The 11,855-nt window shown below is 68.5% G+C and carries 10 protein-coding genes; 7 read left to right on the forward strand and 3 right to left on the reverse strand.

The features are described 5' to 3' along the window. The first annotated feature begins 95 nt into the window (after positions 1-95). The 3 genes from parC to CCO03_RS09795 all read left to right on the forward strand — a co-directional run bounded on the left by parC (position 96) and on the right by CCO03_RS09795 (position 3,466). On the forward strand, positions 96-2,462 hold the full coding sequence (parC, locus tag CCO03_RS09785) for a DNA topoisomerase IV subunit A (RefSeq protein ID WP_087280477.1): 2,367 nt from the start codon (positions 96-98) through the stop codon (positions 2,460-2,462). Then, on the forward strand, positions 2,462-2,656 hold the full coding sequence (locus tag CCO03_RS09790; RefSeq protein WP_087280480.1) for a hypothetical protein: 195 nt from the start codon (positions 2,462-2,464) through the stop codon (positions 2,654-2,656). Before parC ends, CCO03_RS09790 begins: the two co-directional genes overlap by 1 nt. A 234-nt stretch (positions 2,657-2,890) precedes the next feature. Continuing rightward, positions 2,891-3,466, forward strand: coding sequence for a CHRD domain-containing protein (locus CCO03_RS09795; protein WP_157667616.1), 576 nt, complete (start codon positions 2,891-2,893; stop codon positions 3,464-3,466). 327 nt (positions 3,467-3,793) lie between these two features. On the opposite strand, the gene CCO03_RS09800 is transcribed toward CCO03_RS09795, so the two are convergent. Next, on the reverse strand, positions 3,794-4,183 hold the full coding sequence (locus tag CCO03_RS09800) for a hypothetical protein (RefSeq protein WP_157667617.1): 390 nt from the start codon (positions 4,181-4,183) through the stop codon (positions 3,794-3,796). Positions 4,184-4,594: 411 nt separating this feature from the next. On the opposite strand from CCO03_RS09800, the gene CCO03_RS09805 reads away from it, so the two are divergent. From CCO03_RS09805 to dusB, 3 genes are all read left to right on the forward strand, one after another. Beyond that, positions 4,595-5,401: a TatD family hydrolase gene (locus tag CCO03_RS09805; RefSeq protein ID WP_087280489.1), complete on the forward strand. Its 807-nt coding sequence runs from the start codon at positions 4,595-4,597 to the stop codon at positions 5,399-5,401. Then, positions 5,398-6,054 (forward strand): ankyrin repeat domain-containing protein, encoded by a 657-nt coding sequence (locus CCO03_RS09810; protein ID WP_157667618.1) that lies wholly within the window; start codon positions 5,398-5,400, stop codon positions 6,052-6,054. The genes CCO03_RS09805 and CCO03_RS09810 overlap by 4 nt, the downstream gene beginning before the upstream one ends. Positions 6,055-6,283: 229 nt before the next feature. Then, the gene (gene dusB, locus CCO03_RS09815) at positions 6,284-7,327 is read left to right on the forward strand and encodes a tRNA dihydrouridine synthase DusB (protein ID WP_087284507.1); all 1,044 of its coding nucleotides are present in this window, start codon (positions 6,284-6,286) and stop codon (positions 7,325-7,327) included. Positions 7,328-7,547: 220 nt separating this feature from the next. Here the strand turns inward: dusB and CCO03_RS09820 are convergent, their stop codons facing one another. Both CCO03_RS09820 and CCO03_RS09825 read right to left on the reverse strand, forming a co-directional pair. Further along, positions 7,548-8,588, reverse strand: coding sequence for a class I SAM-dependent methyltransferase (locus CCO03_RS09820; protein WP_087280494.1), 1,041 nt, complete (start codon positions 8,586-8,588; stop codon positions 7,548-7,550). 544 nt (positions 8,589-9,132) lie between these two features. Next, entirely contained in the window at positions 9,133-10,398 is a 1,266-nt protein-coding gene (locus CCO03_RS09825; RefSeq protein ID WP_087280496.1) for an MFS transporter, read from the reverse strand. A gap of 179 nt (positions 10,399-10,577) precedes the next feature. Between CCO03_RS09825 and CCO03_RS09830 the strand changes: the two genes are divergently transcribed. Then, positions 10,578-11,393 carry an AraC family transcriptional regulator gene (locus CCO03_RS09830; protein WP_087280501.1) on the forward strand — a complete coding sequence of 272 codons (816 nt, stop codon included), beginning with the start codon at positions 10,578-10,580 and terminating at the stop codon, positions 11,391-11,393. Positions 11,394-11,855: the final 462 nt, after the last annotated feature.

Raw genomic sequence — 11,855 nt, forward strand, 5'->3', positions numbered from 1 at the left:
CTTGAGGTGCCCCAAGTGCCGATCCGTTTGCTTGATTCAGACAGTATCCACCGGTTGCCGTTGATGGCGACTGATTCATCCTCTGTTACTCCTTCATGACTGATTTGTTCACGCCCGAGCCGTCCGATGTGCTGGACGACGATGCGGGCCTGGGTGCCTACGCCCAGCGCGCTTACCTCGAATACGCCTTGTCGGTGGTCAAGGGCCGGGCCCTGCCCGACGTGTGCGACGGCCAGAAGCCGGTGCAGCGCCGCATCCTCTACACCATGAGCCGCATGGGCCTGGGGTTCACGGGCGCCAATGCGGTCAATGGCGCCATGCCGGTGAAGAGCGCGCGCGTGGTGGGCGATGTGCTGGGCAAGTACCACCCGCATGGCGACACCGCCGCCTACGACGCCCTGGTGCGCATGGCGCAGGACTTTTCCCAGCGCTATCCGCTGGTCGACGGCCAGGGCAACTTCGGCAGCCGCGATGGCGACGGCGCCGCGGCCATGCGCTACACCGAGGCCCGCCTGTCGCGCATCACGCGGCTGTTGCTCGACGAGATCGATGAAGGCACGGTGGACTTCGTGCCCAACTACGACGGTCGCGAGGAGGAACCCGCACAGCTGCCCGCACGCCTGCCGTTTGCGCTGCTCAACGGCGCCAGTGGCATCGCCGTGGGCATGGCCTGCGAGATTCCCAGCCACAACCTGGGCGAGGTGGCCGCGGCCTGCGTGGCCCTGGTCAAGAACCCGCAGATCGGCGATGCCGAAGTGGCGCAGCTGCTGCCAGGCCCCGATTACCCGGGCGGCGGCCAGATCATCAGCCCGGCGACCGACATCGCCGAGGCCTATCGCACAGGGCGCGGTTCGCTCAAGGTGCGCGCGCGCTGGAGCATCGAGGACCTGGCTCGCGGCCAGTGGCGGCTGGTGGTGGATGAGTTGCCGCCGGGCGTCTCGAGCCAGAAGGTGCTGGAGGAAATCGAGGAGCTGACCAACCCCAAGGTCAAAAGCGGCAAAAAGGCGCTGACGCAGGACCAGACCCAGCTCAAGGCCACGGTGCTGGCGGTGCTGGACGAGGTGCGCGACGAGTCGAGCAAGGACGCGCCGGTGCGCCTGGTGTTCGAGCCCAAGAGCCGCACCGTGAGCCAGGACGAGCTGGCCAACACGCTGCTGGCGCACACCAGCCTGGAGACTTCGGCCCCCATCAACCTGACGCTGATCGGCATCGATGGCCGGCCCGTGCAGAAATCGCTGCGCCAGATGCTCGAGGAGTGGGTGCAGTTTCGCCAGACCACGATCACGCGGCGCTCGCAGCACAGGCTGGACAAGGTGCTGGACCGCATCCACATCCTCGAAGGGCGGCAGCTGGTGCTGCTCAACATCGACGAGGTGATCGCCATCATCCGCGCCAGCGATGAGCCCAAGGCGGCGCTGATCGAGCGCTTCTCGCTCAGCGATCGGCAGGCCGAAGACATCCTGGAAATCCGCTTGCGCCAGCTGGCGAAGCTCGAAGCCATCAAGATCGAACAGGAGCTGCAGGCGCTGCGTGAGCAGCAGGGCAAGCTCGAGGACATCCTGAACAGCCCGGCCAGCCTGCGCCGGCTGATGATCAAGGAGATCGAGGCTGACGCGAAGACCTTCGCCGATGCCCGTCGCACCCTGATTCAGGAAGACAAGAAGGCGGTGGTCGAGGTCAAGGTGGCCGACGAGCCCGTGACGGTCGTCATCTCGGCCAAGGGCTGGGTGCGCGCGCGCACCGGCCATGGGCACGATGCGGCCAGTTTCTCGTTCAAGGCCGGGGATGCCCTCTATGGCACGTTCGAGTGCCGCACCGTCGACCAGCTCATCAGCTTTGGCAGCAATGGCCGCGTGTACAGCACGCCGGTGGTACAGCTGCCCGGCGCGCGGGGCGACGGCCAGCCCATTGCCACCTTGATCGACCTGGAGGCGGGCACGCAGGTGGTGCACTACTTTGCCGGCCCCACCAGCGCCCAGCTGCTGCTGTCGAACAGCGGCGGCTTTGGCTTCATCGCCAGCGTGGACAACCTCTGTTCGCGTCAGCGCGGCGGCAAGACCTTCATGGCCGTGCCCGAGGGAGAAACCGTGTGTCGGCCGTCGCCTGTCGCCGTCGGTCAGCCGGTGGAGGGCGAGGCCGTCCCGGGCGTGTGGCCGGCGGCCACGCACGTGTGCTGCGCCTCCACGGGTGGGCGCATTTTGACCTTCGAGATTGCCGAGTTGAAGGTGATGGAAAAGGGGGGCAAGGGCCTGACCCTGATCACCCTGGAGGACAAGGACAAGCTGGCCGGTGCCGCGGCCTACGTGCGCTCCGTGCGCATCAGCGGTGTGGGGCGCGGCGGCAAGGCGCGCGAGGAAACGCTGGAGATCCGCAGCCTGAACAACGCGCGCGCCCTGCGTGCACGCAAGGGCAAGGCCGCCGACCTGGGCTTCAAGCCCGATGACATCCAGCGGGTGCAGTGATGGGAGGCGAGTTCAACCTGGTCGGCACGCTCTTGATGGTGGGCTTTGCCGCGTTCAGCGCCTGGCTGGGGCGCAAGCTGGCCACCCGGTGGCAGGAGAAAAAGCGCCGAGACGCCGAGCAGGCCGCACGCGCGAGCGAAAGCCGCCAGGTGCGCCGGGCCCGCGAGCGGCGCAACCGCCCAGATGACCGCTGAGGCCTCACCGTCGTCCATGGGGCTGATCGATGGGCTGACACCGGGTCATGGCCTGTCGGCGGGCTGCCGGTTTCGTCTGGCAAAGCCTGCCATCTGGGCTTGTCATAATCGGCCGTGGCCGCTCAGGCCTTTTTTCAAGCCGACGAAGGCGATGCACGAGCCATGCAACGCGGCCCGCGAAGCCCCGGTGGCGGTGACTTGAGCCCAGGCGTTGACGACAAGCAAGGAAGATCCATGAAGCACCCAACCCATCGCATTCGAGCCGCGAAGCTTGCCGCCACGGGCACGATGATGCTGCTCTTGAGCGCCTGCGCGGTGCGTTCGCTGCCCCCGTACAACCCGCCGCCGCTGCCTGATCCCAACGCGCAACAAACGCGCCCGACCGCGCCGTCCAGCCCCGCGGTGTCCACCCCCGTGCCGACGCCCTCGGCGCCGACGGACGAGCGAAACCTGGTGGCCCTGGCTGCCGACCTGAGCGGCGGAGAAGTCGTGCCCGCGGCCGACACCTCGGGCCGTGGCGAGTTTGCGGCCGTCTACGACCGCAGCACGCGTTTGCTGCGCTGGAAGTCGAGCGTGAGCGGCCTGCGCGGCGAGATCACCGGGGTGAGCTTCAACGGGCCGGCCGACCTGGACCAGAACGCGCCTGCCGTCATCGAGTGGGCCTCTGCCGCCGGCAAGGCCCGTTACGAGGGGCGCGCCACCCTGACGGCGACGCAGTCGTCCAGCTTGCTGGCGGGGCTGTGGTACGTCAACGTGCGCACGCGCGCCTTCCCGCAGGGCGAACTGCGCGGCCAGATCACGATCCGCTGAGCCCTGGCCGATGCGCCGGCGTCGGCGCTTTGGGCGGAGATGGCTCGGGGGAGGTGCAGCGCACAGAACGGTTCACTGTTACGCGCTTTCTCCTTAGGGCCAGCCAGCGTTTCGGCCTGTTGCGGGTGGGGCATGCACACTGCCCCGCTTCTTGGCAGGCGTCACATTGCCCGCTTTGAAGGCACATGGCCCAGCACACGCAGGGCTGCATGGCCTGCGCTGCAAGGCGGTTAGACCGGGGGAGTCTCGATCGTGCGAGACCGCTTTTCGTTCAAAGACGGCCACGCCCTGACGGTCACATCAGGCCTCGCGGCCCACACCGTTCGATCAGAACTGAAACAGCTTCCAGCTGCGCTCGCCAGCGTTGCCTGAGCCGTCGTTGCGGCGCGAGCCGGCGCCGCTGTCGGGCGGACGCACGTCGTAGGCCGGCACGTCGGCCTTGGGCTGCACGGTGATCTTGCGGGTTTCGCCGCCTTCGCGCAGCTCATCCACGCGCGAGCCGGCATCTTCCACCGTGATCTGCTCGATGCGGCGCCCGTCGCGGATCGCCGTCGTGGTGGTCTTGCCGCGGTCGTTGGACTGCACGTCGGTGCTTTCGACACGGTCGGCAGGGGTTTGAGCGATGCCCGTGCCGGCGAGCATGCAGGCCAGGACAAGGGTCAAGCCCGCGCGCAGGGTGCGCGAACGACTGGGAACGGGGGCGGCGAGTTCAAGCATGTCCCCATTCTAAAAGTGTCCCACCCTCAGGCCACACGGGCGTGAGCCTCCTGGCGGACGTTGAGGGCATTGGCTGTGGTGTCATGCCCGGCGCGCCGCCAGGCGCATGATGGCTGGTTGAGCCGGACCAGGCCTTTGGCCGGCGGGCGAAAAGGTGGAATCGGGATGGCTGTGGTGCATGGGTATAGGGCCATTGCCGATTGATTTGAAGCATGCGTGGCTCGATACCTCGTGGTAGTGGCGGCCGAAGCGGCTGTCGGCAGGCCCATGGTTGGCCGGTGCCGCCCCGGCAGGCGACCTGCGGGGCCATCCCAGGCGGCGCGGAGGAACGCCCGGCGCCCGCCCGGCCAGCTGGCGACACCGCGCTGCTCGCCCGGAATGACCGGGTCGCGTCGCAGGCAAAATTGCGGCATGTTCACGGATTCCCACTGTCACCTGACCTACCCGGGTCTGGTCGAAAACCACGCGGCGGTGTTTGCCGCCATGCAGGCCGCGCAAGTCGATCGCGCCCTGTGCATCTGCACCACGATGGAAGAGTTCGAGCAGGTGCACGCCCTGGCCCTGGCGCAGGACTTCATCTGGGCCAGCGTCGGGGTGCACCCCGACACCGAAGACATGGCCGAGCCCAGCGTGGCCGACCTGGTGGCGCGGGCGGCCTTGCCGCGCGTGGTCGCCATTGGCGAAACCGGGCTCGATTACTACCAGATGGAAACCCGCAAGGGCGGCCGCAGCATCGCCGATCTGGGTTGGCAGCGCGAGCGCTTCTCGGTGCACATCGAAGCCGCCCGGCGCACCGACTTGCCGTTGGTCATCCACGAGCGCGACGCCTCGGCGGACACGCTGGCCATGCTGCGCAGCGAAGGGCAGGGCGGTGGCGGCACCGAGGCCCGCGGCGTCTTCCACTGCTTTGCCGACACGCGCGAGGTGGCCCGCGCCGCGCTGGACCTGGGCTTTTACGTCTCGTTCTCGGGCATCGTCACCTTCAAAAGTGCCAAAGAATTGCAGGAGGTGGCGCAGTTCGTGCCCGATGATCGCCTGCTGATCGAAACCGATTCGCCGTACCTGGCGCCCGTGCCCTTTCGGGGCAAGACCAACACGCCCGCGCTGGTGCCGCATGTGGCCGCCAAACTGGCCGAGCTGCGCGGCGCCAGCGTCGAGGCCATCGCGGCCACCACGGCCCAGAACTTCAACCACCTGTTTTCCAAGGCATGCGCATGACCCGCTTCACCCCCCGCTCCCTGGCCGCCCTTGCATTGGCGCTGGGCCTGAGCAGCTCTCTGGCCCACGCCACGCCGGCCGACGACATGGAGCGCGCCATCGCGCAGGACAACGACCTGAGCACCCAGAAGATGCTGGCCAATGGCGTCAGCCCCAACACGCTCACCAACAAGGGCGTGCCGGTGTTGTACTCGGCCATCCAGATGGAGTCGTACAAGGTGGCGAAGGTGCTGGCCCAGGCGCCGGGCCTGGAGGCCGACCAGACCAGCCCCAAGGGCGAGACGGCCCTGATGATGGCGGCCTTTCGCGGCCAGGTGGATCTGGCCCGGCAGTTGATCGCGCGGGGCGCGCAGGTCAACCGCAGGGGCTGGACGCCGCTGCACTACGCCGCGACCAACGGCCACTTGGCCATGATCGACTTTCTGCTGAGCCAGAAGGCCGACCTCAACGCGCCGTCGCCCAACGAATCCACGCCGCTGATGATGGCCGCCATGTACGGCTCTGAAGACGCGGCCCGGGCCTTGCTGAAGGCCGGCGCCGATCCCACGCGCAAAAACCAGCTCGGCATGACGGCGGCCGACTTCGCCACCAAGGCCGAGCGCGATGCCCTGGCCCGCACACTGACCGAGGCGGCGCAGGCCTGGCGCCGCTGAAGCCCGGCGCTCAGGCGGGCAGGCCTGCCGGCGCGCGATGAAAAACCCCGAAGCGCCTGGCGCCGGGCCCTGTGCGCTACCATGGCGCATCGCCCGCTGATGCGGGCTTGGCCCAAAGCCGCGCGCGTTCGAGCGCACGAGGCTTTGGGCTTTGTGTTGCGGCCGCCAGGCGGCCATGTCGTGGAGAACACAGGTGTCGGTGTTGGGTGAACCCGTCGGAGAGCAGGGCATGCGGATTGGACCGTTCGAGGTGCCCAACCGCGTCTTTGTCGCGCCCATGGCGGGCGTGACCGACCGGCCGTTTCGCCAGCTGTGCCGGCATTTCGGTGCCGGCTACGCGGTCAGCGAGATGGTGACCTCGCGCAAAGAGCTGTGGGACTCGCTCAAGACCTCGCGCCGCGCCGACCACACGGGCGAGCCCGGCCCCATCGCCGTGCAGATCGCCGGCACCGACGCCGCCATGATGGCCGAGGCCGCGCAGTACAACGTCGAGCGTGGCGCGCAGATCATCGACATCAACCTGGGCTGCCCGGCCAAAAAGGTCTGCAACAAGTGGGCCGGCTCGGCCCTGATGCAGAACGAGCCGCTCGCCATCGAGATCGCTCAGGCGGTGGTGCAGGCCTGTGCGCCGCATGGCGTGCCCGTGACGCTGAAGATGCGCACTGGCTGGAGCGCCGAGCACAAGAACGCCGTGGCGCTGGCGCGCGCCTTTGAAGGCGTGGGCATTCAGATGCTCACGGTTCACGGGCGCACGCGCGAGCAGGGCTACAAAGGCCAGGCCGAGTACGAGACCATCGCCGCCGTCAAGCAGGCGGTGCGCATCCCCGTGGTGGCCAACGGCGACGTGGATTCACCCGAAAAGGCCGAGGCGGTGCTGCAGGCCACAGGGGCCGATGCTGTGATGATCGGCCGCGCCGCCCAGGGCCGGCCCTGGATCTTCCGCGAGGTGCTGCATTACCTGCGCACGGGCCGCCACCTGGCGCCGCCGCTGGTGGGCGAGGTCAGCAACGCGCTGCTCGCCCACCTGCAGGATCACTACGGCCTGTATGGCGAGCACACGGGCGTGCGCTCGGCGCGCAAGCACATTGGCTGGTACGTGCATGGCCTGCCCGGGGGCGACGACTTTCGCCGCGAGATGAACCAGCTGACGAGCGCCACGGCGCAGTGGCATGCCGTGCGCGATTACTTCGACCGGCTGGAGAGTCGGCAGGATCGCTTGCCCACCGGCGGCGGCCTGTTCAGCGACCGCGAAGCCTCGGTGCGCCAAGGCTGAATCGTTTCATGGGCAGTATGGCCGTGCTGCCGATGAAGAATCATCGGAAAGCGGTGCATACCCCTTCGGTGAGGCGAGAGAGGCAGCACGGCGCTTGATCTGAGCACAGCCGTGTGATCAAGCGATCCGGCGAGTGTCCAAGTTGGCGGCGCTTGGCGAGCCCGAAGCCTTCTTGGCCGAAGATGACCAGGCGGCTCTGGCCCTGGCCCGCATCCGGCCCTCAGGCGTCTGTACCGTCGCCGTCGCCCGTCCACTGAAAAACCAGCACGCGCAGCGAGCGGTCTTCGTCCACGTCGGCGAAAGCCGGCGGGTTGCTGACGCGGTGTTCAAAGCGCAGGCCCGGGGCGCATTCGGCGACCTGGTCAAGCAGGTCCTGCGTGGCGATCTCGGGGGCGTTCAGGCACAGCAGCGCGGTGCCGTCCGGTGCCAGCAGGCTGGGCAGGCGGCGCAGCAGGCGGGGGTAGTCCTTGCTGGCGATGAAGCTGCCCTTTTGGTAGCTGGGCGGGTCGACGATGACGAGCTGGTAGGGGCCCTGGCGCGTGATGCGCCCCCAGCTTTTGAAGATGTCGTGCGGCAGGTAGCTCACGCCGCCTTGGCCGGGCTGCAGGCCACCGCCCACGCCCGCCGCAGCCGGCATTGGGTACACCGAGGGTGGCGCGGCCCACAGCGCGCTGTTGAGCTGGTGGTTGCGCTCGCCCGTGGCCAGTGCGGCTTGGCTCATGTCCACGTTCATGACCTGCCGCGCGCCCGCCGCCCGCGCCGCCACCGAGAACGCGCAGGTGTAGGCGAACAGGTTCAGCACCTTGACGCGGGTGCCGGGCTGGCCGGCCAGGGCGGCCACGTGGTCGCGCACCCACTGGCGGCCATGGGCCATGTCCAGGAACAGGCCATGGTTCTGGCCGCGCAGCAGGTTGACGCGAAAGCGCAGGCCGGCTTCGCTGACCACGTGCACCTCGGGCAGCGAACCGGCCATCAGCTGCGTGTGCGCGGGCGCCTTGTGCTTGCCTTGCGGGCGGCACTGGTAGACCCAGGTGAGGGGCTCGCCCGGCGCGATCTGCTGCCAGCGCGCGGCCAGGGCGTCACCCAGAACGTGCAGCTGGGCATCGTCGGCGGGTTCGTAGCTGGTCAGCACCCAGGCCGGAGGAAACGCATCCAGCGTCCACGCGGCGCTGTCGGCATGCAGGCCGCCGCGCCCGTGGAAGAAGCGTTGGGCGTCCGTGGGCCGAGGCAGGGTGGCGATGGCGGCGAGCAGGGCGTGCATGGGGATGGGGGAGGAGCCATGAAAAGGGCAGCGCGCCGAGCGGCGTGCTGCCCGATGGTTGTCGAGGAATGTGAAGTATGGTGCGTATGCCGATTACACATGATCGGTTTGGCGTGCATACTGCGCTGCGTCAGCGGGGACGCATGGGCCTGGCGTTGGAGGCGGCCCGCCTCAGCCCGTGGCGCGCGATTGTGCCGCATGCGATGCCCTCTGATCGAGAAGGCGCATCGTTATGAGAAAGGCAGGGACGGCACGCCACGGCGCTACCCCGGCACGTTGTTTGGCAAGGCCGTTGCGATGTGAAAGTCTGAAGGCCACTTGGGTGAGTCACCTGACGGTGAACCCCGTGTCCTGGTCGCCGGGCTGCGCGGTCCGAGCGCCGGAGCACGTCGTTGAAAGTCGCCGTGCTGCCGTGCCGGCCTGCCGCAGCGGGGCTGAACCTCATGCGCCGCACGCCCGCCGCGCTCAGGCCGGGCTGGCGCCAGAGCCAGAGCCGCAGGCCATCACCTGGGCCCAGCCGTTCGCCAGCCAGGCAACCCTCCGCTCAGACGAAGGCGCGTCGTTTGCCGGGCAGGAAGGCCGTCACCAGGCCCAGCAAGGGCATGAAGGCCACCAGCTGGTAGACCCAGACGATGCCGTGGGTGTCGGCCAGCTGGCCCAGGCCCGCGGCCGCAACGCCGCTGATGCCGAACATCAGGCCGAACATCAGGCCACCCACCATGCCCACGCGGCCCGGCACGGTTTCCTGCGCGTAGACGACCAGGGCGGCGAACGCCGACGACATCACCAGGCCGATGACGATGGAGAGCACAGCCGTCCAGAACAGGTTGGCGTGCGGCAGCATCAGCGCAAACGGCGCCACGCCCAGGAACGACACCCAGATCACGGCCTTGCGCCCGATCCGGTCGCCGACGGGGCCGCCTGCGAAGGTGCCCGCGGCCACCGCGGCCAGGAAGGCGAACAGGTAGAGCTGGGCGTCCTGCAGCGACACGCCGAAGCGCTCGATCAGGTAGAAGGTGAAGTAGTTCGAGAACGAGGCCACGTAGACGAATTTCGCGAACATGAGGATGGCGATCACGGCCAGGGCGCGCGTCACCGTGCGCATGTCCAGCTTGGGCGGCGGCGCTTGGCGGGCGACCGATTTGGCCTGGGTGTGGCGCACCGTCCAGCCCGTGATGCGCAGCAGCACCACGATGGCGAACACCACCACGATCAGGAACCAGGCGATGGCGGTCTGACCGCGCGGCACCACAACGGCCGCCGCCAGCAAGGGGCCGAGGGCCGAGCCGGCGTTGCCGCCGACTTGGAAGCACGATTGCGCCGTGCCGAAGCGGCCGCCCGAGGCCATGCGCGCCACGCGCGAGGCTTCGGGGTGGAAGGTGGACGAGCCCACGCCCACCAGCGCTGCCGCCAGCAGCAGCATGGGGTAGGTGGTCGAGACGGCGAGCAGCAGCACGCCCACGAAGGTCACGCCCATGCCGGCGGGCAGCAGGTAGGGCATGGGGCGCTTGTCGGTGAACAGGCCGATCCAGGGCTGCAGCAGCGAGGCGGTGACCTGGTAGATCAGCGAAATCCAGCCGATCTGCGCGAAGCTGAGGCTGTACTGCGTCTTCAGCATGGGGTAGAGGGCCGGCAGCACGGCCTGGATCAGGTCGTTGAGCAAGTGCGCCAGGGCGGCGGCCCCCACCACGGGCAGCACCATGGTCTGGGCCGAAAGCGGTGTGGAGGAGGTGGGCACGGGCTGCGGCGCGGCAGCGGCCTGCGCCGTGGCGCCGGCATCTGCCGTGGCGGTCAGGGAGGGCGGGGACATGGTCGTCAAAGTCTGAAAGAGAGGAACAAGCCACCCGGCATGGCACAGAGCCGCCGGGCGGACATCGCCTGCGGCGGGGCTGGCCGGCACAGCCCCAATCGCAGGTGACGGGCGCAAGGTTAGGCGTTGTCGGGGCGTCTGTATCGCGGTTCAATGACCCCAACCGTAGAATTTGGGACATGACCACCCGCCCTTCGCAAACCTTGCCGTCGCCGCTCAGCCCGCAGGAGCCGGTCATTCGGGACAAGAACCGCCACCTGTACGACGAGCGGCCCCTGATGGCGATGGAGAGCAACTGGGCCGACGGCACCTCGACGGGCTGGCACACCCACTCGCGCGGCCAGCTGCTGTATGCGATTGCCGGGGTCATGCTGGTGCAGTCCGACGCGGGGGCCTGGGTGGTGCCGCCCAACCGCGCGCTGTGGCTGGCTGAGGGCGTGCTGCACGAGGTGCGCATGGCCGGCGCCGTGCAGATGCGCACCGTCTACATCGATGCCAGCCGCGTGCGCGGGCTGCCGGTGGCCACGGGCGTGCTGCACGTGTCGCCGCTGCTGCGCGAACTCATCGTGGCCACGGTGGCGACCTCGCAGCAGCGGCAGAACACGCTGCGCGAGCGCCTGCTCATGCGGCTGCTGGTCGAGGAGATCGCCGTTTCCGACGTGCTGCCGCTGCACCTGCCGGTGCCGGTCGATGCGCGCATCCGCCAGATCTGCGAAGGCCTGATGGCCGACATCGCCAACGCCGACACGGCCGAGCAATGGGCGGCACGGCTGGGCATCACCGCCAAGACCGTGCACCGCCTGTTTGTGCAGGAGACGGGCATGACTTTCGCGCAATGGCGCGAGCAGGCCCGGTTGGTGTTCGCGCTGCGGCAGATTGCCAGCGGCGCCCGCATCATCGACATCGCCTTCGACTGCGGCTACGCCAGCCAGAGCGCGTTCTCGGCCATGTTCCGGCGCCACTTTGGCGTGCCGCCGTCGGCCATGTTTCGATGAGGTGGGGTATGGATGGATTGCCGTTTTCAGGTGAACGGTAAGGGCTGGATACTGCTGTCCAATGGTGCTCCAACCAACACCGAAGCGATGCGGACGCTGAAGACCCGATTCCTGGCCACCGAGCAGTTGGCAAGGCGCCGGGGATAGCCGGGGTCAGCTCGAGGTGATCGGCGCCCCAAAAGCCGGGTGCCTGTGCGTGCGCCCTGAGAGCGATCCAGGTGCTCGCGCGGCACGGCAGCCTGGTCGCGGCGCTTGGCGAGGGCATCAAGGTGTTCGGCGTGGGGCCAGCGGGCTGGCTAAGCAGGGCGAGTACATCCAGCGCCAGATCGCGCAATACACCGGTGGACGCTTCGTGTTCCTGACCCATGTCCAGGTCCACGACCCGTCCAGCGGTCCCTGTCGGGAGACCGTGCATGGAGCGGGCCATCGTCCAGGTGCGGCGGCGCATCGGCCAGCAGCAGC

It is taken from the genome of Comamonas serinivorans (assembly GCF_002158865.1).
GTDB classification, from domain to species: domain Bacteria; phylum Pseudomonadota; class Gammaproteobacteria; order Burkholderiales; family Burkholderiaceae_C; genus Comamonas_E; species Comamonas_E serinivorans.

Excerpts from the sequence above, each read along its gene's own strand:
- CCO03_RS09805 (WP_087280489.1), top strand. The coding sequence starts at position 4,595 with ATGTTCACGGATTCCCACTGTCACCTGACCTACCCGGGTCTGGTCGAA.
- dusB (WP_087284507.1), top strand. The coding sequence starts at position 6,284 with ATGCGGATTGGACCGTTCGAGGTGCCCAACCGCGTCTTTGTCGCGCCC.
- CCO03_RS09825 (WP_087280496.1), bottom strand. The coding sequence starts at position 10,398 with ATGTCCCCGCCCTCCCTGACCGCCACGGCAGATGCCGGCGCCACGGCG.
- parC (WP_087280477.1), top strand. The coding sequence starts at position 96 with ATGACTGATTTGTTCACGCCCGAGCCGTCCGATGTGCTGGACGACGAT.
- CCO03_RS09830 (WP_087280501.1), top strand. The coding sequence starts at position 10,578 with ATGACCACCCGCCCTTCGCAAACCTTGCCGTCGCCGCTCAGCCCGCAG.
- CCO03_RS09820 (WP_087280494.1), bottom strand. The coding sequence starts at position 8,588 with ATGCACGCCCTGCTCGCCGCCATCGCCACCCTGCCTCGGCCCACGGAC.
- CCO03_RS09800 (WP_157667617.1), bottom strand. The coding sequence starts at position 4,183 with ATGCTTGAACTCGCCGCCCCCGTTCCCAGTCGTTCGCGCACCCTGCGC.
- CCO03_RS09810 (WP_157667618.1), top strand. The coding sequence starts at position 5,398 with ATGACCCGCTTCACCCCCCGCTCCCTGGCCGCCCTTGCATTGGCGCTG.
- CCO03_RS09790 (WP_087280480.1), top strand. The coding sequence starts at position 2,462 with ATGGGAGGCGAGTTCAACCTGGTCGGCACGCTCTTGATGGTGGGCTTT.
- CCO03_RS09795 (WP_157667616.1), top strand. The coding sequence starts at position 2,891 with ATGAAGCACCCAACCCATCGCATTCGAGCCGCGAAGCTTGCCGCCACG.